Source organism: Arthrobacter sp. V1I7 (assembly GCF_030817015.1).
GTDB lineage: Bacteria > Actinomycetota > Actinomycetes > Actinomycetales > Micrococcaceae > Arthrobacter.
This window is the reverse complement of the sequence record NZ_JAUSYS010000001.1, coordinates 2,940,587-2,962,141: the sequence shown is the minus strand read 5'-3', so window position 1 is coordinate 2,962,141 and position 21,555 is coordinate 2,940,587. Positions and strand designations below refer to the sequence as shown.

The following is a 21,555-nucleotide window of genomic DNA, read 5'->3' as shown; positions in this document are numbered from 1 at the left end:
AGTCCGCAACGGGAGGCCGCAGGGATCAACGGCCAGGGATCGGCGCCTACCGGAGCCCACGGGCAGGGCGCGGACCCGTTACCCTTAACAGGTGAGTTTGACCATTCCTTCCCCAGCATCCGGCACCATCCCTTCCATGGACACCGCGCCGGCATCCATGCCGGTGCAGGACGCCGCGCCGGCCCAGGACGCCGCACAGGCCCGCACCTACCAGGTACGCACCTTCGGCTGCCAGATGAATGTCCACGATTCCGAGCGGATGTCCGGGATGCTCGAAGCCGCCGGCTACGTCCCGGCCGGCGGGGAACTGGCCGACGTCGTGGTCTTCAACACCTGCGCGGTCCGGGAAAACGCCGACAACAAGCTCTACGGCAACCTCGGCATCCTCGCGCCGATCAAGGCCGCCAACCCCGGCATGCAGATCGCGGTCGGCGGATGCCTGGCGCAGAAGGACCGCGAAACCATCCTGAAGAAGGCGCCGTGGGTGGACGCCGTCTTCGGCACGCACAACGTCGGCGCCCTGCCGGCCCTGCTGGACCGGGCGCGCCACAACAACGAGGCGCAGCTGGAAATCCTCGAATCGCTCGACGTCTTCCCCTCCACCCTGCCCACCAAACGCGACTCGGTCTATGCCGGCTGGGTGTCGATCTCCGTGGGCTGCAACAACACCTGCACCTTCTGCATCGTCCCGGCCCTGCGCGGCAAAGAGAGGGACCGCCGTCCCGGGGACATCCTGGCCGAGATCCAGGCCCTCGTCGACGACGGCGCCATCGAAGTCACCCTGCTGGGCCAGAACGTGAACTCCTACGGCGTCGAATTCGGCGACCGGCAGGCCTTCTCCAAGCTTCTGCGCGCCTGCGGGGACATTCCCGGGCTGGAACGCGTCCGGTTCACCAGTCCGCACCCGGCCGCCTTCACCGATGACGTGATCGACGCCATGGCAGAGACCCCCAACGTCATGCCGCAGCTGCATATGCCGCTGCAGTCCGGCTCGGACAAGGTACTCAAGGACATGCGGCGCTCGTACCGCTCGACGAAGTTCCTGGGCATTCTGGACAAGGTCCGCGAAAAGATCCCGCACGCCGCCATCTCCACCGACATCATCGTCGGCTTCCCCGGTGAGACCGAGGAGGACTTCCAGGCCACGCTCGACGTCGTGGAGCAGTCACGCTTCGCCACCGCCTTCACCTTCCAGTACTCCAAGCGTCCCGGCACCCCGGCAGCGGACCTCCCGGACCAGCTCCCGAAAGCGGTAGTCCAGGAACGCTTCGAACGCCTCACCGCACTGCAGGACCGGATCGCCGCCGAGGAAAACGCCCGCCAGCTCGGCCGCCGCGTCGAGGTCATGGTCACCGCCCATTCCGGCCGCAAAGCCGAGGAAACCCACCGGCTCTCCGGCCGTGCCCAGGACCAGCGGCTGGTGCATTTCTCTGTTCCCGCCGGCGCCGGGGTGCCCCGCCCCGGCGATCTCGTGACCGTCACCATTACCGAGGCCGCGGCCTTCCACCTCGTCGCCGATCCGGCCTCGGCGGACGACTACAGCCTCCGCCGTTCCCGCGCCGGGGATGCCTGGGACAGGTTCCAGGCGGATTCCTGCGGCGCTCCCGTGCCGGACGCCGCCGCCGGCAAGACCGGCGTATCCCTGGGTATGCCGGCCCTTCCGGTCCGCGGCCGCTAAACCGGTGGCAGGTCCGCAGGACAGCCCCGGCGGCCAAGGTCAGGGCGCTCCGCCGGGAGCACCGGACACTACGCCGGGCGCACCGGCCGCACCGGCCGCCCCGCCGGTGGTCGCCGTCGTCGGGCCCACGGGATCCGGCAAGTCAGACCTCGCCGTCTCGCTCGCGCTGGAACTCGACGGCGAAATCATCAACGCCGATTCGATGCAGTTCTACCGCGGCATGGACATCGGCACCGCCAAGATCACCGAGGCCGAACGCAGGGGAGTGCCGCACCATCTCCTGGACACCCTGGAGGTGACCGAGGAAGCCAGCGTCTCGGACTTCCAGCAGCAGGCACGCGCCCTCATCGCCGACATCCATGCCCGCGGCAAACGCGCCATCCTGGCCGGCGGCTCCGGGCTCTACGTCCGCGCCGCGCTGGACGTGCTGGAATTCCCGGGCACCGACCCTGCCGTCCGCAGCCGGCTGGAGGCGGAACTGGAAACCGCCGGACTCGCCCCGCTCCGGGCCAGGCTGGAGGCCGTGGATCCGGTGTCCGCCGGCCGGCTGGGCGACGCACGCCGGATCATCCGCGCCCTCGAGGTCCATGAGCTGACCGGGCGGCCCTTCAGCTCCTTCATGCCCACCCGCCAGTACTTCCAGCCTGCCGTTCAGATCGGCCTCGCGGTGGACCGCGAACAGCTCCGGGAGCGGCTCGCCCGCCGCGTGCACACCATGGTGGAGCACGGATTGCTCGATGAAGTCCGGCACCTTGACGCCGCCGGACTGCGTCTCGGCAGGACAGCCCCGCACGCCCTCGGCTACGCCCAGTTCCTCAAAGTCCTCGACGGCGAGGCCGACGTCGGGCAGGCAGCCGAGGAGACCATCATCGCGACCCGGCAGTTCGCCCGCCGGCAGCTGACCTGGTTCCGCGCGGACCCCCGCATCCAGTGGCTGGACTGGCAGGATCCGGAACTCGTGGCCAAGGCCGCCGCGGCCTGCACCCCCGGAGCGTCGGGCGGGCCGGACCCGGCGCAGCAACCGGAACGGTAACCTTGGAGGATGGACGAAACCCTTGCCGTGGCCGCTGACCGGAACACGGAAACCAACCCGGCAGCGCTCAGCGGTCTCAAGTTTTCCAAAGGCCACGGCACGGGCAACGACTTCGTGCTTCTCGCGGACCCGAACGGCACGCTCTCCGTCACCCCGGAGCAGGTGGCCACGCTGTGCGACCGGCACCGCGGCATCGGAGGCGATGGCCTGATCCGCGCTGTTCCGTCCCGCCTGCTCCCCGAAGGCCAGGAACTGCTTCGGGAACACCCGGACGCCGAGTGGTTCATGGACTATCGCAACGGTGACGGCTCGCTGTCGGAAATGTGCGGCAACGGGGTCCGCGTCTTTGTGCACTTCCTGATCACCGAGGGCCTGGTGGAGCTGCCCGCCGGGGAATCCCTGACCATCGGCACCCGGGGAGGTGCAAAGACGATCGTCCGCACCGCCGCCGGCTACGCTGTCGACATGGGCCCGTGGGAGTTCATCTTTCCGGGGGAAGCCACCGCCCGCGCCATGGACTCGCTCGTTCATGCGGAGGGCCTGGAGGTCGCCCGGCCCGCTCTCTCGGTGAGCATGGGGAACCCGCACACCGTCGTGGCACTGGCCGAGCTGGCCGAACTGGCGGCCACGCAGCTGTTCACTGCCCCGCGTGTGGACCCGATCCCGCCCCACGGGACGAATGTCGAGTTCGTCGTGCCGTCGGAGCCGCTGGTCCACGACGGCGTCGGAACGATCACTATGCGCGTCCACGAGCGTGGCGTGGGGGAGACGCAGTCGTGTGGCACCGGCGCCTGCGCCGCCGCCGTCGCCATCCGGTACTGGGCCGGCCAGGGCGCCCCCGACATTTGGAACGTCCAGGTGCCCGGCGGCGTGGTCGGAGTAAAGTTCTTCCTCGGCACGGAAGGCCACGAGCACGTCGAGCTCAGCGGTCCGGCCGTGATCGTGGCTAGTGGGACGCTTTCCTGACCCGCAGGATGCGGAAGGACTTCGAGGTGCTTTCCCGCGTCACGGTGAAGCTGTCGTCCAGCTCGGCCGCCAGCCAGCGCTGGAGCGAATCGGACCCCAGGTTCTTCTGGACCACGAGCCACGCTGACCCGCCCGGGGCGAGCCGCGGCAGCCACCGGAGCAGCAGGGCGTGTAGCTCATCCTTGCCGATCCGGATGGGCGGGTTGGACCAGATGGTGTCGAAGCGCAACTCCGGATCAACGGCGTCGGGCGTGCTGGCGGTGACATTTCCCAGCCCCAGGAGGTGCGCGTTCTCGTTCGTCAGGGTCACGCAGCGCTCGTTGACGTCGACGGCGTAGACGCGCGTGTCCGGTGCGCGCAGCGCAAGGGTCAGCGCGATCGGGCCCCAGCCGCAGCCGATGTCCAGAAGGTTTCCCTGTGCCGCCGGGGCGGGCGCTTCGGCCAGCAGGACGGCCGTTCCCTTGTCAATGCCGTCCGGGCTGAAGATGCCCGAGGACGTCTGCAGGTGGCGTGTCTCGCCCGCCAGCTCCACGGTCAATGGCTTGCGGGTGAAGGGCCCGGCCGGCTGGGCGCTGAAATAGTGTGCAGACTCCATAACTGGCCAGATTAGTTGGCTCTCGGCTTGTATGGGAAACCGATGGGAAACCGATGGGAAACCGGTGGGCAAGCTCTCCCGTCCGGTGCCGTCCGGCCGGTCCAAGGGAGAATTCCCGTCTGCTAGTCTTAAACACATGTTCTTGAACTTCAAGTAGCCGGCACGGGTTAAGTCCCGTCCCCGCAGCGACGCAGGTACCTACCTTCCGCTCAGCGCGCCACCCCACTGGTGCTCCTTGCAGGAGTCCCCATTGGCGCCCGATCCCTTGGAGTCCAGCAGTGCTCATCTGAGTCCAGCTCAGCGGACAGCCCCGAGACTGTCCATTCCACAGTCCGGCGACGTCCGCCCTGTTTCTTCCTTCATTTTCCAACTTCGCTGTTCACCGCTCCCGAGCGGAGCCCACCTTTGCCGGCACCATCGCTGCCGCCGGCATCCAGGAGACCCGAATGACCAATAGTCGTCAGCCCAGCGCGAATACCGCCCCGCAGACTTCGAATCCGCACTATTCTGAAATTGCCGAACCTTCAAAGGAGACCATGACCAGTCAGCCCAACACCGGATCCGATCCAGCCGCCCAGGACATGAGTCCTGCGGAAATCCAGGCTGTCATCGACCGGATCCTCTCCAAGGACACCCCTGCCCGGAGCGCTGCCCCTGCTGCCGACGAGCCCCAGTCGGTGCTCGGCAAGGCCCAGGCCATCTCCGGGCTGGACGAGGACTACCGCAATCACGACGGCGATCAGCAGGATCTCGCGGAACGGCACGCTTTGCGCCGCACCGCCGGCCTGTCCACCGAACTCGAAGACGTCACCGAAGTCGAATACCGGCAGCTCCGCCTGGAGCGTGTTGTGCTGGCCGGCCTCTGGAGCGAAGGCACGCTGGCCGATGCGGAAAACTCCCTCCGCGAGCTCGCAGCCCTGGCCGAAACCGCCGGCTCGGAAGTCCTTGACGGGATCGTCCAGCGCCGGGCCAAGCCCGACCCCGGCACCTTCCTCGGGTCCGGCAAGGCCCAGGAACTGAAGGACATCGTGATGTCCACGGGCGCGGACACCGTCGTGGTCGACGCCGAACTGGCACCTTCACAGCGGCGTGCCCTGGAAGACATCGTCAAGGTCAAGGTGATTGACCGTACGGCCCTGATCCTGGACATCTTCGCCCAGCACGCCAAGAGCCGCGAGGGCAAGGCCCAGGTCGAACTGGCCCAGCTCGAATACCTCCTCCCGCGCCTGCGCGGCTGGGGTGAATCAATGTCCCGACAGGCCGGTGGACAGGTGGGCGGTGCCGGTGCCGGCATGGGCTCGCGTGGTCCCGGTGAAACCAAGATCGAACTGGACCGCCGCCGGATCCGTACCCGGATGGCCAAGCTGCGGCGCGAAATTGCCGCGATGAAGCCGGCCCGGGAAACCAAGCGCGCCAACCGCCGTCGTAATGCCGTGCCGTCGGTGGCGATCGCCGGATACACGAACGCCGGCAAGTCCTCACTGCTGAACCGGCTGACCGACGCCGGTGTGCTGGTGGAGAACGCCCTGTTCGCAACCCTGGACCCGACGGTCCGCAAGGCAGAAACCGCGGATGGGCTGGGCTACACACTCGCCGACACGGTGGGATTTGTCCGCTCGCTGCCCACGCAGCTCGTGGAGGCCTTCCGCTCCACCCTGGAGGAGGTCGCGGACTCGGACCTGATCCTGCACGTCGTCGACGTCTCCCACCCGGACCCGGAGGGCCAGATTGCGGCCGTCCGCTCGGTGTTCAGCGAGGTCGATGCACGCAAGGTGCCGGAAATCATCGTCCTGAACAAGGCCGATGCTGCGGACCCGTTCGTGATTGAACGGCTCAAGCAGCGCGAACCGCGCCACGTTGTGGTATCGGCCCGGACCGGAGAGGGCATTCCGGAACTGCTCAAGGCCATCAGCGAAGGCATCCCGCGGCCCAGTGTGAAGCTGGAACTGATGATCCCCTACAACCGCGGGGACCTGCTCAGCAAACTCCACGAGACTGACGCGGAGATCCTCAGCCTCGACCACGAGGAGACCGGCACGCGCGCCGTCGTGATGGTGCGCGAGGGTTTGGCCGCCGAACTGGACTCGTTCATCAGCAATGACTGAACCAGCGGCAACCGAGGGGGACACCGGCGAGCACCGTCCGGCTGCGGACGCTGCGGCCAAGGGCCGCGCGGCTGAGCAGGGTCCGCCGGAGGAGGTCCCCGAAAGGGATCCCTCCGGCGGAGCGGACCCCGCGGCTGAGGGTCCGGCAGGCAAGGACCCGGCCGGAAAAGGCGGCCCGGCCGGCGAGGAGTTCGTGATCGAACTGCTCGACCGGGCGGTGTCCGGCATGGGCGGCCAGAGCCGCACCGGCCAGCACGAAATGGCCCGCCAGGTGGCCCACGCCATCGACACCGGCGACCATCTCCTGGTCCAGGCCGGCACCGGCACCGGCAAGTCCCTGGCCTACCTGATCCCGCTGATCGCGCATTCCCTGGTCAGTGACAAACCCACCCTCGTTTCCACCGCGACCCTGGCCCTGCAGACCCAGATCGTGGGCCGCGACCTGCCCCGGCTGCTCAAGACCATCACCCCTGCCCTGGAGCGCCCGGTCAAGGTGGCCCTCGTCAAAGGCCGCGCCAATTACGTCTGCCGCCACAAGCTCGAGGGCGGCTTCCCCTCCGAAGAACCCTCCGAGGGCCAGCTGTTCTCCCTCGGGGAGGACACGTCCGTGCCGCACTTCGCCGCGGCGATGGGCGGCCCGTCCTCCCAGCTTGGCAAGGAAGTCGTCCGGCTTCGGGAATGGGCCGAGGAGACCACCACCGGGGACCGCGACGAGCTTATGCCCGGCGTGACGGACCGTGCCTGGCGCCAGGTCTCCGTCACTTCCATGGAATGCCTCGGCTCGCAGAAATGCCCCCTCGCGGCCGAATGCTTCAGTGAACTGGCCCGGCAGAACGCCGCCGACGCCGACGTCGTCGTCACCAACCACGCCATGCTGGCCGTCAGCGCCTTCGAAGGCCTCGCCGTGCTGCCCGAGTACGACGTCGTGGTGGTGGACGAGGCGCACGAACTTCAGGACCGCGTCACCGGCGCGGTGTCCGGCCAGCTCTCAGTGGCGATGGTGCATGTCGCCGCGTCCGGCGCCCGGAAGCACACCGCCATCACCGTGGACGCCCTCAACAACGCCGCTTCCAACCTTGAACTGGCCATTGAAGGCGTCCCCAGCGGGTTGATGCCCAACGGCCTCAACAGCGAGCAGCTGGACTGCGTGGACCAGCTGCGTGACGCCTGCCGGGCCGCGCTCTCCGATTCCAAGGGCGACAGCGCCAACACCGCCGACGGCGGGCGTCAGCTCGCGCGCTCCCGCCTCATGGTCATCCTGGAACTCTGCGAGCGGCTCCTTGCCGCCCGGGAAAACCGCGAGGTGGTCTGGTTCTCCCGGAACAGCACCTTCGACCCCGCCCAGGGGTATTCCCAGCCGGACGAGACGGCACCTGCCCTGATCAACGTGGCCCCGCTGAGCGTCGCCGGACGGCTCCGCGAGGGACTCTTCGCGGAGCACACGGTCATCCTGACCTCGGCCACCCTGGCGATCGGCTCGGCTTTCGAACCGGCCGCCGGCGGCCTCGGCCTGGTCGGCCCCGGCGCGCCCAGCTGGACCGGAGTCGACGTCGGCTCGCCTTTCGAGTACCCCAAGCAGGGCATCCTCTACGTCGCCAAGCACCTGCCCAAACCCGGTCGAGGCACTTCCCCGGAAGCACTCGACGAGCTTGAAAAACTGATCCGCGCTTCCGGCGGCGGGGCCCTGTGCCTCTTCTCATCCCGGCGCGCTGCCGAGGAGGCCGCCGAAGCGATGCGACGCCGGCTGGACATGAGCATCCTGTGCCAGGGGGATTCGACCATGACGGCGCTCGTGCGCCAGTTCGCCGATGAACCGGACACCTGCCTCTTCGGCACCATGTCCCTGTGGCAGGGCGTCGACGTCCCCGGGGACTCCTGCCGGCTCGTGGTCATCGACAGGATCCCGTTTCCCAGGCCGGATGACCCGCTCATGACGGCGCGCTCCCGGGCCGTGGCCCAGTCCGGCGGCAACGGCTTCATGAGTGTTTCGGCCACCCACGCCGCGATCCGGCTGGCCCAGGGGGCCGGCCGGCTGATCCGCACGACGACGGACAAGGGCGTGGTGGCGGTGCTGGACTCACGGCTGTCCACGGAACGTTACGGCGGATTCCTCCGGGCAGCCCTGCCGCCGTTCTGGCCGACCACCGATCCGGCAGTCGCCGTCGCGGCACTGGCACGGCTCTCCCAGGCGTCGGCCCAGGCCGTCAGGTAGGGCAGGGGAGTAGGGCGGGGGCCTGGTACGCAAAGGTCCGCGTCCGGATGCCGGCGCGGACCATTGCTTCAGGCATTGGCGATCCCAGGTGTTCCTGACCGCAGCTGTCAGAGGGAGCGCAGGACCGAGACGACCTTGCCCATGATGACGGCGTGGTCGCCGAGGATCGGCTCGTATTGCGTGTTCTGCGGCAACAACCAGGTGTGGCCGTCGCGCTGGCGGAAGGTCTTTACGGTCGCTTCGTCGTCGAGCAGCGCGGCAACAATGTCACCGTTGACGGCGTCGCCCTGCCTGCGCACGACCACCCAGTCGCCGTCGCAGATGGCGGCATCGATCATCGAGTCGCCCGCCACCCTCAGCATGAAGAGCTCTCCGTGGCCCACCAGTTGGCGCGGCAACGGCATCACGTCCTCCACGACCTGGTCCGCGAGGATCGGACCGCCGGCCGCGATGCGGCCCACGAGCGGCACCATCGCGGTATCCGTGGCGCTGGCAAGCTCCGAGACGGAGAGCCCGCCGACGGCACGCAGACCGCTGGACTTCTCCACTCCGGACACCTTTATGCTGCCCTCATCCAGGGTCAGCGGCATGAGGACCTCCATGGCGCGCGGCCGCTTGGGATCGCGGCGCAGGTAGCCGAGCTTCTCCAGCTGGGAAAGCTGATGGGTCACGCTGGACAGGCTCGCCAGACCGACAATGTCGCCAATCTCGCGCATTGAAGGCGGGTAGCCGTTGTCCGCCACCGAACGCTGGATGGTTTCCAGGATTTTCTTCTGCCGGACGGTGAGGCTCTTGGGCGGCCTGGCTGACTGCGGGCTCCGCTGCGATGCCCTGCCGCCGGTGGCTTGTGCTGCCATATGTGCCATTGCCTTTCATTCCGCCCGGCTGCCGTGGCTGCAGCTACCGGGACCCTCCGGCCTGAATGTCAGACCCTGCTGATCAACTACTGATGATCGGCTGCAGAAGTGTTGTCCTGTTCCTCAAACGTAGGCCAGCCATGCAGCTTTTTCAAACATTTGTTCTAGCGAGTCTCGACAATGTTCGTTATTAGGTGCTAAAACTGGACAGGAGAAGTTCGAATATGTGTTCGAATGTCGCTGGTCCGGATGAAAGCTCCGGTTTCGATCCCAGCAGGGCGTTCGGGTCTACGTTCGAAGGTTAAGCCGGTTGGCGGCAGGTACGTGGAGTACGCCGGGCGGCACAGTATGGTCCAGGAGGGCTCAGTTCATGTCAGCTTCAAGCGCGTTTCACGACACTTTTGGCCGGAACGCATCCGGCGAATACGGCCGCCCCGTTCCCGCCGCTTCGGACGGCCGCACGGCTTCGGCCGGCGGCACCGCTTCGGCCGGCCGCGCGGGCGGTGCCCGGCCGGCGCCGCTGCGGTTGACCCGTCGGGGACGGTTCGTCTTCTTCGGCCTGCCGCTGATCCTGTTGGCCGCATTTGTCCTGTCGTTCAGCGGCTTCTTGAACGCTCCCGCCAAAGCCTCAGAATCGGCTGCGGAGCTGTCACTGACTCCGACCGTCTCCGTTACGGTGCAACCCGGAGATTCGCTGTGGGCCATCGCCGGATCCGTCGCACCTGAACGCGACCCCCGCGACGTGGTCGCCGACATCGTCCAGCTCAACAACCTTGAGGCCGCCCGCGTGCTGCCCGGGCAGACGCTGTTCGTCCCGGCCAAGTAGCGCTCCGGCCCAGGCGCTGCCCGCCGGTTCGAGGGGCGGAAGCCCGGGCGCCGGGCGTCACAGTTTCAGGCCCCGCCGCAGCCTCACTTAAACTAGGCCAGTGACTGACCAGTTAGAGCGCCTGAACCGACTTCCCCTCCGGACCAATCTGCGGGGCATGATCCCCTATGGGGCGCCCCAGCTGGACGTCCCCATCCTGCTCAACGTCAACGAGAACACGCACGGCGTCCCCGCAGACGTCCGCGCAGCCATCTCCGGGGCCGTGACGGAGGCTGCGGCCGGCCTGAACCGGTACCCGGACCGCGAGTTCACCGAACTGCGCAAAGCCCTGGCGGAGTACCTCGGCCACGGACTTGGCGCGGACAGCATCTGGGCAGCCAACGGCTCCAACGAGGTACTCCAGCAGATTCTCCAGGCGTTCGGCGGGCCGGGACGCGCCGCCCTGGGCTTTCCGCCCACATACTCCATGTACCCCCTGCTCGCCGCGGGGACGGACACGGAGTACATCGCGGGGCTGCGGGCGGACGGCTACGGCCTGAGTGCAGAATCGGCTGCCCGCCAGGTCCGAGAACTTCAGCCGAACATCGTCTTCCTGTGCTCCCCGAACAATCCCACCGGCACGGACCTCGGCCTCGACGTCGTGGAGGCAGTGTACGAGGCGGGGGAGGCCAGCCAGACCATCGTGATCGTCGACGAGGCCTACCACGAGTTCGCCCACGACGGAACGCCGAGCGCACTGACGTTGCTGCCGGGCCGGGAACGTCTGATCGTCTCGCGCACCATGAGCAAGGCCTTCGCCCTCGCCGGCGCCCGCCTGGGCTATATGGCGGCAGCCCCGGAAGTAACGGACGCCCTTCGGCTGGTCCGGCTTCCGTACCACCTCTCCGCCATCACGCAGGCAACCGCCCTCGCCGCGCTGCACCACCGCGTTGCGCTCATGGCCGACGTTGAGGACATCAAGCGCCAGCGGGACAGGATCGTCTCCGAACTGCAGCGGATGGGGCTCAAGCCCGCCGCCTCGGATTCGAACTTCGTCTTCTTCGGCGGTCTCGCGAACCCGCACTCTGTCTGGCAGGGGCTGCTGGACGCCGGGGTACTCATCCGCGACGTCGGTATTCCCGGCCACCTGCGTGTCACGGCCGGCACTGAGACGGAAACCACAGCCTTCCTTGAGGCCCTCGAACGGATCCTGAGCGGCCCGACGAACCAGCGGGCCTAGACTTAACTTCGGGACAAGAACGTCGCCAGAACGCCCAGCACCGCCTTCATCACCAAAGGACACCCCCACATGAGCAACACCGGATCAACTGCTGCCGAGGGCCGGACCGCACGCATGGAACGGACCACCAGCGAGTCATCCGTGCTGGTCGAGATCAACCTGGACGGTACCGGCGTCTCGGAGATCAGCACGTCGGTTCCCTTCTATGACCATATGCTGACGGCGTTGAGCAAGCACTCCCTGATCGACATGACGGTCAAGGCGACGGGCGATACGCACATCGATGTGCACCACACCGTCGAGGACGTCGCCATTACCTTCGGCGAGGTGCTGCGCACGGCACTGGGCAACAAGGCCGGCATCCGCCGCTTCGGTGAGGCGACGGTCCCCCTGGACGAAGCCCTGGCGCACGCCGTCGTCGACGTCTCCGGCCGGCCCTACCTCGTCCACGCCGGCGAACCGGCAGGCCAGGAGTACCACCTGATCGGCGGACACTTCACCGGGTCCCTGACCCGGCACGTCTTCGAGGCCATCACCTTGCACGCCGGGATCTGCCTGCACATGAACGTCACGGCCGGCCGGGACCCCCACCACATCGTCGAAGCCCAGTTCAAGGCCTTCGCCCGTGCGCTGCGTTCCGCCGTCGAACCGGATCCCCGCGTTGAAGGCATCCCGTCCACCAAGGGTGCACTGTGACCGGCCCGGTGGTGCAGGACGGCGCCGTCGTCAACCCCGATGCCGGCCGGAAGCCCGCCTCCCCGGAGGGCAAGCCCACCGTGACGGTGCTGGACTACGGCTCCGGCAACATCCGGTCTGCGGTCCGTGCGCTGGAGCGCGCCGGCGCCGAGGTCATCCTCAGCGCCAAGCCGGAAGACGTACTGAACGCCGACGGCCTGGTGGTTCCCGGCGTGGGCGCCTTCGAGACCGTCATGAACGAGCTCAAGGCGGTGGACGGAATTCGGATGATCGGACGCCGCGTCGCCGGCGGCCGTCCCGTGCTCGCTATCTGCGTTGGCCTGCAGGTCCTCTTCGAAGCGGGCGTGGAACACGGCACCGAGGCGCCCGGCATGGGGGAATGGCCCGGCAAGGTGGAGCTCCTGCCTGCCGAAGTGGTTCCGCACATGGGCTGGAACACGGTGTCCGTTCCCGACGGCTCCAGGCTCTTTGCCGGCGTTGAGAACGAGCGCTTTTACTTCGTGCACTCCTACGGCGTGCAGGAGTGGGACTTCGATGTCATCCAGCCGCGGATGGCCGCTCCGCTTGTCACCTGGTCCGAACACGGCGCGCCCTTCATTGCGGCCGTCGAAAACGGTCCGCTCTGCGCCACCCAGTTCCACCCGGAGAAGTCAGGCGACGCGGGCGCACGCCTGCTGCGCAACTGGGTCGGGGCCCTGCGCAAGGGGTCTCCGGACGCGGCCGCCCCGGCCGGCGCGCCCGGTACCGGACCGGAACAGACCGCCTAGATGTGGTCCCTGGTCCTGATGGGCCTTGCCGGCCTGCTGGTCGGCGGGGCGCTGTCCTTCCGGCAGCAAAAAAGTCCGCGCTGGATCCAGATCGTGTTCTACGTCCTGGCCGGGATGTCGCTGCTGGCCGCCTATCTTTTGACGCTGCCCGCCGCGTAGCGGCCCCGCAGCTCACCCCGTTCATCCGCGCCACCGAAAGAAGCTGAGGATCCCCGATGACCACCGAAACCCCGCTGCCCGTGCTTGAGCTGCTGCCCGCCGTCGACGTCGTCAACGGTCAGGCCGTGCGCCTCGTGCAAGGCGAAGCAGGCAGCGAAACGAGCTACGGCACCCCGCTGGAGGCGGCCCTCAACTGGCAGCAGCAGGGGGCCGAATGGGTCCACCTCGTGGACCTCGATGCTGCTTTCGGCCGGGGCTCCAACGCCGAGCTGCTCCGCGACGTCGTGGGACGACTCGACATCAAGGTCGAGCTCTCCGGCGGCCTGCGCGACGATGAATCGCTTTGGAGGGCCCTCGACCTGGGCGTCGCCAGGGTCAATCTCGGCACCGCGGCCCTGGAGAACCCGGAGTGGACGTCCCGCGTGATCGAACGCTTCGGCGACAAGATCGCCGTCGGACTGGACGTCCGCGGCACCACCCTGGCCGGCCGCGGCTGGACCAAGGAAGGCGGCGACCTCTGGGAGGTCCTGGGCCGGCTGGAAGAGAGGCCGGCTGTTCCCGCTACGTCGTGACCGACGTGACCAAGGACGGAACGCTGCAGGGTCCCAACGTCGAACTGCTGCGCCAGATGGTGGAAAAGACCGGCAAGCCCGTCGTGGCCTCCGGCGGCATCTCCAGCCTCGACGACCTCAAGGTGCTGCGCTCCCTCGTCCCCCTCGGCGTCGAGGGCGCGATCGTCGGCAAGGCCCTCTACAACGGCAACTTCACGCTGCCTGAGGCTCTCGACGTCGCCGGCCGACGCTAGCCGGACCGCAACGATGGAATCCCAGCTGCCCGGTACCGGCCCGGTGCCCGGCACCAAGGCCGGCGGCAGCGCCGAGCCTCCGCGCCACCTTCCCGGGCACATCGCGGCGGCCCTGGCCGGCGCGGGAGGGGCCACCGACTCGGCAGGCCGGCCGTGGGCCGGGCGGAGCCTGTCCGGGGACGACGCCAGGATCCACAGCTTCGAGGACGACGACGGCACGGCCGACGCCGGCTACCTCGCGGCCCGGGCGGAGCTGCTGTCCGGCGGCGGCGGCGAGGCCGGCATCGTGGCGTCCCTCGCCACCGCGCGGGTCTTCGTGCCGATCCTCGCCCGGCTCGCCGAAGAAGGCGAAGGCGCCGTGGGCGCGGATGGCGGCACGCTGCACGGGGACAAGCAGGCGGACATGGCCCTGGTGACCCTCAAAGCGCCTGACGGGCGGACCGCGATGCCGGTGTTCACAGCGGCCGCCACGCTCCAGGCATGGCACCCCGACGCCAGGCCGGTGGCCGTCTACGCGGCCCGCGCTGCGCTGTCCGCCGTCGCGGAGGGTGCCGAGTTGCTGGTCCTGGACCCGGGTTCCGACTTCACCTTCGTGGTCAGACGGCCCGCCGTCTGGGCCCTTGCGCAGCAGCGGACCTGGACGCCGTCGTACGCCGATCCGGAGCTGGCCCGGAACCTCGGCGAGGCCGCGGTTGGCTTTCCTGCCGTCCGCCGTGTTGAAATTCATCCAGGCAGTGGAGTTGCCTCGCTGAGTGCAGATGGCAGGCAGCTTCCCGGCGGCGGCTCCGGGCCCGAGCTCCGGGTCCTGCTGTACCTGGAAGACGGACTCGACGCCGCCGGCGTCCAGTCCCTCGTGGCCGGCCTCAAAAGTGCCTGGGCACGGAATGAAATGTTTGCTGACCGGGTTGACTCGATCGAGGTCAAGTTGCAGCGCGCAGCACAGTAGCTGACGGCCAGCGGGGGAGACCCTGGTGCTGCCGGGGGCAGTACCAGAAGGATGTGGTCCGTGAATTTCGCCCTTTACCGGGAGCTGCTGTCAGTCCGGCCGATCAGGCGGCTCCTGCTGGTCGGCATGATTGCCCGCATACCGCACTCGGCAGCCGGCGTGCTGTTGACCCTGCACATCGTCCTCACCCTTGGCCAGGGCTATGCGGCTGCCGGGGCCGCGGCTGCCGTGATGACGATCGGCATCGCCGTCGGCGCACCATGGCGCGGCCGGCGCGTCGACACCGTGGGCCTGCGCCGGGCGCTCATCCCGTCCGTCATCGCGGAGGCCGTCATCTGGTCGATCGTGCCGCACCTGTCCTACGAGGCGCTGCTGCCGCTGGTATTCGTGGGCGGGCTGCTGACCCTCCCGATCTTCAGCGTGGTACGCCAGTCCCTCGGCGTCCTGGCCACGGGGGAGCAGCGGCGCACCGCGTTCGCCCTGGACGCAATCTCCACCGAGCTGGTCTTCATGATCGGTCCTGCCGTCGGCGCCCTCGTCGCCACCGCCGGATTCTCGGTCCTGGGCCTGACCATCATCGGCATCGCCACCTCCGTCTCCGGGCTGTTCCTGATGTGGTTCAACCCGCCGACCCGCAGCGCAGAATCTGGCCTTCCGTCGGATGCAGCGTCCGACGCGGCCTTCGAGGCAGGCCAGCAGGAAGCCGCGGAGGCCGCCGTGGTCGCGGCCGCCCCGGCGCACCTGCAGGAAGCTGCCGCCGAGTTCGCCCCGCTCGCCGCCGCAGAACGGCGGCGGCAGGCCCGATCCGGCCTCCGGCACAAGGTCAAACACAACTTTGCCTGGTTCAGCGCCGCGGTGGCAGCCGTCTTCGCCGCCGCGGCCGGGGCCGGAATGGTGCTCAGCGGCACCGACGTAGGCATAGTCGCCGCCCTCGAAACCGGCGGACACCAGGCCGAAATCGGGCTCGTGTTCCTCTTCTGGTGCGGGGCATCTGTCCTGGGCGGCCTGATCTACGGCGCCATGCACCGGCCGATTTCGCCGATCCTCCTGCTGCTTGGCATGTCCGCCCTCACCGTTCCGATGGCCTTTGCGCAAGACACCTGGACCCTGAGCCTGCTCGCGCTCCTGCCGGGCCTGCTGTGCGCGCCGGTGCTGTCGGCTGCCTCCGAGAAGGTCGCCGAACTCGTCGACGAGCGACGCCGTGGCGAGGCGATGGGCTGGTACGGATCCGCGCTCACCGGTGGTGTCGCACTCGGGGCGCCGCTCGCCGGGGTCTTCATCGACGGTGTCGGGCCCTCCGCGGGATTCGTCGCCGTGGGAGTGGGCGGCGTCCTGTTGTGCCTGCTGGGGCTGGGCCTGCAGCGCCGACGCCGGCAGCGGCTCGCCGCCGCAGGCCGGCAGGGGACGGTTGACCCCGGCGCCCGCTGACGACGGCCGCTAACGACGGCGCCCGCTGACGACGGCGCCCTTTAACGGCGGCGGCGGGCGGACCGAGGGGTCCGCCCGCCGCAGCGTCGTGGCTAAGGGTGCAGCCTGACTGGCTGGTCGGCTTCCTAGTTGACGGGGCCGGTGTACTTCTCGCCCGGGCCCTTGCCCGGAGCATCCTGGATGGTGGATTCCTCGCGGAAGGCCAACTGCAGGGACCGCAGGCCGTCGCGCAACGGTCCGGCGTGCTGGGAACCGATCTCGGGTGCCGCCGCGGTGACCAGGCCGGCAAGGGCGGTAATCAGCTTGCGGGCCTCATCCAGGTCCTTGAGCTCTTCTGCGTTTTCCTCGGCGGCGAGGCCGAGCTTTACCGCTGAGGCGCTCATCAGGTGCACTGCTGCGGTGGTGATGACTTCGATCGCGGGGACCTCGGAGATATCGCGGATCTGCTGCGAGACGTCCGCCTGGGCGCCGGCGGGCTCATAAACGTGTGAATTGCTGTCTGAAGTGCTCATGCTGGTAAGCTTGTCACAGACCGACTGGATGACGTTATTTCACCCGTTGTTTTCACTGTGGCTGATACACCGCCGGAGTGAGAGGAACTGCCGTTGGAAGCCCTCCGATCCATGCCTGCTGAGTCGGGTATGTGCGCCGGAGGGATTCTTTGGATAGAATCGTTTTTCAGTTTGCAAGCGGAGTTCTCTCCCACCCGCGTCAGCCGCTCTCCTTCGGGAAGCTTCGCAAGAAGCAAGGTTGCCGGGTACCTGGTCGGGCATTTCCCCTGGGCATCAGCTTGGCGGGGAAGGCATGCCGCCTCTTAGGAGGCAGGCAGTTCCGATCTTCGAGGCCTTCGATTGCTCCGGCAATTGGGGGCCTTCTCTATTTGCCGGTGGAATACCCCTCACGAACACAGGAGCCTTAACATTAGCGAGCCAAGAATCAATGAGCGTATCCGCGTCCCCGAGGTGCGGCTGGTCGGCCCTGCAGGCGAACAAGTAGGAGTTGTCCGCATTGAGGATGCCCTGCGTTTGGCTGCCGAGTCCGATCTTGATCTCGTTGAAGTTGCACCGCAGGCCAAGCCTCCGGTGTGCAAGCTGATGGACTTCGGCAAGTACAAGTACGAAGCTGCGGTAAAGGCACGCGAGGCTCGGAAGAACCAGACCAACACGGTCCTGAAGGAAATCCGCTTCCGCCTGAAGATTGACACCCACGACTACGAGACCAAGCGCGGCCACGCGCTCCGCTTCCTGGGTGCCGGTGACAAGGTCAAGGCAATGATCCAGTTCCGCGGCCGTGAGCAGCAGCGCCCCGAGATGGGCATCCGCCTGCTGCAGCGCTTTGCCGACGACGTCGCCGAAGTCGGCGTCGTGGAGTCCAGCCCGCGGATCGACGGCCGCAACATGGTCATGGTGGTGGGTCCCCTGAAGAACAAGGCCGAAGCCAAGGCTGAGGCGCGCCGCGCAACGCAGCGTGCGGAAGCCAAGGCGGAGAACGAGGCCAAGGCTTCGGGCCGCGTGGACGTTTCCGGCGACGACAACGCGCCGCTGACGCAGTCCCTGGCCGATCTCCTGCCGGAAGGATTCCAGGTAAGGACCGAGGCAACGGAGGCTCCGGTTACCGAAGCGGCCCCGGCCGTTGTCGAGGCCCCGGCCGAAGAGACCGCAGCCCCGGAAGCCGAAGCCCAGGAGGCCCCGGCCGCCGAGGCTAAGGTCGAGGAAGCTGCGGCCGAGAAGGCTCCCGTCCAGGAAGCGCCCCAGCACGAAGCGCCCCAGCAGGAGGCACCCAAGGTCGCCAAGCAGGCCGCTCCAAAGCGTGAAGCTCCGAAGGCCGCGGAGAAGCCGGCAGTCGCCAAGGCGCCCCCAGCGCCGAAGGCTGCAGCCGCCAAGGCTCCCGAGGCTCCGAAGGCTCCTGAGGCCGCGAACGCCGCTCCGGCAGCAGCACCGAAGCCGGTAGCTGCCCCGAAGCCGGTGCCGCGCCCCGCGGCTCCCAAGCCTGCGGCACGGCCCGCGGCTCCGCGGTCCGCCGCCAAGCCGGGCACCAAGAAGACCAACTAGTTCACGGCTGCCGGACAGTAATGTCCGGCGGCAAGCAACCAGCATGCCGCCCGCAGGGGTGGCTGCACGAAAGAACTGCAGGCCTTGTCTGCGGATACGTAAGGAGATCGGTTCCCATGCCGAAGATGAAGACCCACAGTGGTGCTAAGAAGCGCTTCAAGCTGACCGGCAGCGGCAAGCTGCGCCGCCAGCAGGCCAACCGCCGCCACTACCTCGAGCACAAGTCCTCCAGGCTGACCCGCCGCCTCGCCGGCGACAAGATCGTCTTCAAGGGCGACGCCAAGGTCATCCGGAAGATGCTCGGCATCTAAGTTCCAAGTTCTCTGACTGCCTGCCACCCGGCAGCAGTCAACTACCAAAAAGGCTTCTCAGGCCAGCCGGTTGTTCCGGCAGTAGATGCTTGGGATCAGAATTCTAAAGGAGTACGCACGTGGCACGTGTGAAGAGGGCGGTCAACGCCCACAAGAAGCGCCGGGTTATCCTTGAACGCGCAAAGGGCTACCGTGGACAGCGTTCACGCCTGTACCGCAAGGCGAAAGAGCAGCTGCTGCACTCGTTTGTGTACAGCTACGGCGACCGCAAGAAGAAGAAGGGCGACTTCCGCCGCCTGTGGATCCAGCGCATCAACGCTGCATCCCGCGCCAACGGCCTGACCTACAACCGTCTGATCCAGGGCCTGAAGGCCGCTGAGGTCGAGGTTGACCGCCGTATGCTCGCCGAGCTGGCCGTTTCCGACGCCAATGCCTTCGCCGCGCTGGTGAAGATCGCCAAGGACTCCCTGCCCGCCGACACCTCCGCTCCGGCTGAGGCCGCTGCGGCACCGACAGCCAACGCCGCCAAGAAGCCTGTCGCCAAGAAGGTCGCTGCTGACGAGGCTGCTAAGTAGTCCCCGTAGTCGCTCAAAAACTGCGTGGTTCAAGAACTGGCTGCGAGAGCAACTAAGGTTCTTATATGAACGAAACCGGGCGCCCGCAAGACTTTCCACTGTCCAATCCCCGAGCTGATCGGGTGAGGGACGTGGCTAAGCTTGCCGGGCGCCCGGCCCGTTTAAGGCGCCGGGAGTTCCTGGCCGAAGGTCCCCAGGCCGTCCGGGAAGCCCTGGCCCTGCACCAGAAGAGGGTCGCGGCGGGGGAGCCGGGCGTCGTCCGGGAGGTGTACGCCAGCGAGGCCTGCCTCGACCGGCACCCTGAGCTCGAGAAGCTGGCCGAGGGGACCAACGCCCACCTGGCCACCGACGAAGTGCTGGCCGCCATGGCCGACACCGTGAACCCGCAGGGCGTCATAGCGGTCTGCGCGTTCCTGGACGTCAGCCTCGAACACGTGCTCGACTCCGGCCCCAGGCTGATCGCCGTCCTTTGCCAGGTCCGCGATCCCGGCAACGCGGGCACCGTGCTGCGCGCTGCGGACGCCGCCGGCGCGGACGCGGTGGTGCTGACCGCCTCCAGCGTGGACATCTACAATCCCAAAGCTGTGCGCTCGACGGCGGGGTCCCTCTTCCATCTGCCCGTGGTTCTCGGTGCCGAAGTGGAGGAGCTCGTGGCCCGGTGCAAGGAACGTGGGATCGGTGTACTGGCTGCCGACGGCTCTGGCCAGCTCAACCTGGACCGGCTCCAGGACGAGAACGCGGCCCGACGACTCGGCGCCTCCGCCGCCGGCTCGGACTACGCCCTGGAAAACCCGACGGCCTGGCTGTTTGGGAACGAGGCCCAGGGCCTGTCCGAAGAAGAACTCGCGCTGGCGGACCACCGCGTGGCGGTGCCAGTGTACGGGGCAGCCGAGAGCCTTAATCTGGGCACCGCCGCGACCGTTTGCCTCTACGCCAGCGCCCGCTCCCAGCTGGCCGGAGCCCCGGCACGTTAGCCCGGACATAATGAAGGCGGGGGTCCACCAAGGAGTGGGCTCCCGCCGTCGTATCCGTGCAATGTCTGAACTGTGCAGTTGTCTTATCGGAGAAATTGTCGAGACCGGGAAATTCGCCTTGGCAATTAATCCGGCGTGATCAGGTGGTCTTGTTGCGTCCGGTGACGGCGCCGTAGATGCCGGCTACCACCAGGCCGCCGACAATGGCCAGGAGCCAGGAACCGAGATTCCAGAATTCCATCCTGCCGCCGCCGAAGAGCAGGTCGCCGATCCAGCCACCGACTATGGCACCGACGACGCCGAGCGCGAGGCTGGTGACCCAGCCGCCGCCGACCCTGCCGGGCATGACTGCCTTAACGATTGCACCTACTATGAGTCCGAGAATGATCCAGCCTAAAAAGCCCATGTCTCCTCCTACATATTCGTCGGCATTCAAATTGTGAATCCCGATTATGGCTTCAAGCTAACACCTGCGACATTAAATGTCAGCAGGGTCACATCCAATTGTTACCTGCAGTGATCTGGCGGTGATGTCACCGGGTTGCGGCGTCAGCGGCGGTGCGCCGGCCCGGTCCAGCGGAGTACGGTATTCCTTCCGGGCACAGGCTGTTCCGGTGCCCGCGAGCACCCCGGCAGAACCCCGAAGGAGAAGTCCAGTTGGCTGCAAATGGCGGTACCAAGGCGATGCCCGGAGCATCCCTTCGGCTATGGACGTGAGCGCTACATCTACGCCTTAATCGTCTCGATCGTGCTGTTCAGCGTCGGTGGTCTCTTCGCGCTGTATGAGGCGTGGGGCAAGATCCAGCACCCGCGCGCCATCGAGGGCGACTCCTGGTGGGTGCCGCTGGCCGTGCTGGTGGGCGCCATCATCGCCGAGTCGTTCTCCTTCCGGACCGCGGCGCCCTCGTCGGCCTGGTCTTCGCCCTCTTCGGTGTGGGGCTCACGCTCATCACCGGTGACGGCATCTGGGACGCCGTGGGAACGGCGATGATCGGCCTCCTGCTCGTGGTCATCGCCGCCGTACTGGCGGTGGAAACGAAGTCCCTGCTGCTCGGCGAATCCGCGACCAAGGATGACGTCGTCAGGATCCAGGAGGCCATCGAATCCGACGATACCTCGATCATCCACCTCAAGACCCTGCACCTGGGCCCGGAGGAACTGCTGGTCGCGGCCAAGATCGGGATCGGCAGGGCGGACACCGGCCAGGACATCGCCAAGGTGATTGACGACGCCGAGACCAGGATCCGTGAGGCAGTGCCGATTGCCCGGGTCATCTACCTTGAGCCGGATGTCCAGCGCGTCACCACACCCTGACCGCTTGCCCCGCTGACCTCGGGAGTCCTTGACAGAGG

20 protein-coding genes and 2 pseudogenes are annotated in these 21,555 nt (G+C 67.6%); 18 read left to right on the top strand and 4 right to left on the bottom strand.

Annotation, left to right across the window (positions count from 1 at the left end; all coding sequences use genetic code 11):
- Nucleotides 1-91 precede the first annotated feature (91 nt).
- The 3 genes from miaB to dapF all read left to right on the top strand — a co-directional run bounded on the left by miaB (nucleotide 92) and on the right by dapF (nucleotide 3,677).
- The gene (gene miaB, locus QFZ69_RS13630) at nucleotides 92-1,678 is read left to right on the top strand and encodes a tRNA (N6-isopentenyl adenosine(37)-C2)-methylthiotransferase MiaB (protein WP_306918895.1); all 1,587 of its coding nucleotides are present in this window, start codon (nucleotides 92-94) and stop codon (nucleotides 1,676-1,678) included.
- Between the two features lie 106 nt (nucleotides 1,679-1,784).
- Nucleotides 1,785-2,711 (top strand): tRNA (adenosine(37)-N6)-dimethylallyltransferase MiaA, encoded by a 927-nt coding sequence (miaA, locus tag QFZ69_RS13625; RefSeq protein WP_306919686.1) that lies wholly within the window; start codon nucleotides 1,785-1,787, stop codon nucleotides 2,709-2,711.
- A gap of 9 nt (nucleotides 2,712-2,720) precedes the next feature.
- A complete protein-coding gene (gene dapF / locus QFZ69_RS13620; protein WP_306918893.1) occupies nucleotides 2,721-3,677 on the top strand; it encodes a diaminopimelate epimerase in 957 nt (318 codons plus the stop codon).
- Here dapF and QFZ69_RS13615 read toward each other — a convergent pair.
- A complete protein-coding gene (locus QFZ69_RS13615) occupies nucleotides 3,658-4,272 on the bottom strand; it encodes a class I SAM-dependent methyltransferase (protein ID WP_306918891.1) in 615 nt (204 codons plus the stop codon). The genes dapF and QFZ69_RS13615 overlap by 20 nt on opposite strands.
- Nucleotides 4,273-4,808: 536 nt before the next feature.
- Between QFZ69_RS13615 and hflX the strand changes: the two genes are divergently transcribed.
- Together hflX and QFZ69_RS13605 are read left to right on the top strand one after the other, a co-directional pair.
- On the top strand, nucleotides 4,809-6,377 hold the full coding sequence (gene hflX, locus QFZ69_RS13610) for a GTPase HflX (protein WP_306918890.1): 1,569 nt from the start codon (nucleotides 4,809-4,811) through the stop codon (nucleotides 6,375-6,377).
- Nucleotides 6,370-8,589, top strand: a complete 2,220-nt coding sequence (locus tag QFZ69_RS13605; RefSeq protein WP_306918888.1) for an ATP-dependent DNA helicase — start codon at nucleotides 6,370-6,372, stop codon at nucleotides 8,587-8,589. The genes hflX and QFZ69_RS13605 overlap by 8 nt, the downstream gene beginning before the upstream one ends.
- 107 nt (nucleotides 8,590-8,696) lie before the next feature.
- On the opposite strand, the gene lexA is transcribed toward QFZ69_RS13605, so the two are convergent.
- Nucleotides 8,697-9,446 (bottom strand): transcriptional repressor LexA, encoded by a 750-nt coding sequence (gene lexA / locus QFZ69_RS13600; RefSeq protein ID WP_306918887.1) that lies wholly within the window; start codon nucleotides 9,444-9,446, stop codon nucleotides 8,697-8,699.
- Nucleotides 9,447-9,816: 370 nt separating this feature from the next.
- On the opposite strand from lexA, the gene QFZ69_RS13595 reads away from it, so the two are divergent.
- From QFZ69_RS13595 to QFZ69_RS13560, 8 genes and pseudogenes are all read left to right on the top strand, one after another.
- Nucleotides 9,817-10,272, top strand: coding sequence for a LysM peptidoglycan-binding domain-containing protein (locus tag QFZ69_RS13595; protein ID WP_306918886.1), 456 nt, complete (start codon nucleotides 9,817-9,819; stop codon nucleotides 10,270-10,272).
- 100 nt (nucleotides 10,273-10,372) lie between these two features.
- A complete protein-coding gene (locus QFZ69_RS13590; RefSeq protein WP_306918884.1) occupies nucleotides 10,373-11,491 on the top strand; it encodes a histidinol-phosphate transaminase in 1,119 nt (372 codons plus the stop codon).
- A gap of 69 nt (nucleotides 11,492-11,560) precedes the next feature.
- Nucleotides 11,561-12,187 (top strand): imidazoleglycerol-phosphate dehydratase HisB, encoded by a 627-nt coding sequence (hisB, locus tag QFZ69_RS13585; RefSeq protein ID WP_306918882.1) that lies wholly within the window; start codon nucleotides 11,561-11,563, stop codon nucleotides 12,185-12,187.
- Nucleotides 12,184-12,954 (top strand): imidazole glycerol phosphate synthase subunit HisH, encoded by a 771-nt coding sequence (hisH, locus tag QFZ69_RS13580; RefSeq protein ID WP_306918880.1) that lies wholly within the window; start codon nucleotides 12,184-12,186, stop codon nucleotides 12,952-12,954. The genes hisB and hisH overlap by 4 nt, the downstream gene beginning before the upstream one ends.
- The gene (locus QFZ69_RS13575; RefSeq protein ID WP_306918878.1) at nucleotides 12,955-13,113 is read left to right on the top strand and encodes a hypothetical protein; all 159 of its coding nucleotides are present in this window, start codon (nucleotides 12,955-12,957) and stop codon (nucleotides 13,111-13,113) included. It begins immediately after the preceding gene.
- A 56-nt stretch (nucleotides 13,114-13,169) separates the two neighbouring features.
- Nucleotides 13,170-13,918: pseudogene (priA, locus tag QFZ69_RS13570) on the top strand (bifunctional 1-(5-phosphoribosyl)-5-((5-phosphoribosylamino)methylideneamino)imidazole-4-carboxamide isomerase/phosphoribosylanthranilate isomerase PriA).
- 13 nt (nucleotides 13,919-13,931) lie between these two features.
- Entirely contained in the window at nucleotides 13,932-14,864 is a 933-nt protein-coding gene (locus tag QFZ69_RS13565) for an SseB family protein (protein WP_306918875.1), read from the top strand.
- A 60-nt stretch (nucleotides 14,865-14,924) separates the two neighbouring features.
- The gene (locus QFZ69_RS13560) at nucleotides 14,925-16,292 is read left to right on the top strand and encodes an MFS transporter (RefSeq protein WP_306918873.1); all 1,368 of its coding nucleotides are present in this window, start codon (nucleotides 14,925-14,927) and stop codon (nucleotides 16,290-16,292) included.
- Between the two features lie 125 nt (nucleotides 16,293-16,417).
- Here the strand turns inward: QFZ69_RS13560 and QFZ69_RS13555 are convergent, their stop codons facing one another.
- Nucleotides 16,418-16,804 carry a DUF1844 domain-containing protein gene (locus QFZ69_RS13555; protein WP_306918871.1) on the bottom strand — a complete coding sequence of 129 codons (387 nt, stop codon included), beginning with the start codon at nucleotides 16,802-16,804 and terminating at the stop codon, nucleotides 16,418-16,420.
- A 450-nt stretch (nucleotides 16,805-17,254) separates the two neighbouring features.
- Here QFZ69_RS13555 and infC point away from each other — a divergent pair, with 450 nt between their 5' ends.
- The 4 genes from infC to QFZ69_RS13535 all read left to right on the top strand — a co-directional run bounded on the left by infC (nucleotide 17,255) and on the right by QFZ69_RS13535 (nucleotide 20,203).
- On the top strand, nucleotides 17,255-18,343 hold the full coding sequence (gene infC, locus QFZ69_RS13550; RefSeq protein WP_306918870.1) for a translation initiation factor IF-3: 1,089 nt from the start codon (nucleotides 17,255-17,257) through the stop codon (nucleotides 18,341-18,343).
- Nucleotides 18,344-18,459: 116 nt separating this feature from the next.
- Nucleotides 18,460-18,654, top strand: coding sequence for a 50S ribosomal protein L35 (gene rpmI / locus QFZ69_RS13545; protein ID WP_009358635.1), 195 nt, complete (start codon nucleotides 18,460-18,462; stop codon nucleotides 18,652-18,654).
- A 119-nt stretch (nucleotides 18,655-18,773) separates the two neighbouring features.
- Nucleotides 18,774-19,229 (top strand): 50S ribosomal protein L20, encoded by a 456-nt coding sequence (gene rplT, locus QFZ69_RS13540; protein WP_306918868.1) that lies wholly within the window; start codon nucleotides 18,774-18,776, stop codon nucleotides 19,227-19,229.
- A 65-nt stretch (nucleotides 19,230-19,294) separates the two neighbouring features.
- Nucleotides 19,295-20,203 carry an RNA methyltransferase gene (locus QFZ69_RS13535; protein WP_306918866.1) on the top strand — a complete coding sequence of 303 codons (909 nt, stop codon included), beginning with the start codon at nucleotides 19,295-19,297 and terminating at the stop codon, nucleotides 20,201-20,203.
- Nucleotides 20,204-20,342: 139 nt separating this feature from the next.
- On the opposite strand, the gene QFZ69_RS13530 is transcribed toward QFZ69_RS13535, so the two are convergent.
- Nucleotides 20,343-20,609, bottom strand: a complete 267-nt coding sequence (locus QFZ69_RS13530) for a GlsB/YeaQ/YmgE family stress response membrane protein (RefSeq protein WP_306918865.1) — start codon at nucleotides 20,607-20,609, stop codon at nucleotides 20,343-20,345.
- A 282-nt stretch (nucleotides 20,610-20,891) separates the two neighbouring features.
- Between QFZ69_RS13530 and QFZ69_RS13525 the strand changes: the two are divergent.
- Nucleotides 20,892-21,517: pseudogene (locus QFZ69_RS13525) on the top strand (cation diffusion facilitator family transporter); the annotation flags it as partial.
- Between the last annotated feature and the right edge of the window lie 38 nt (nucleotides 21,518-21,555).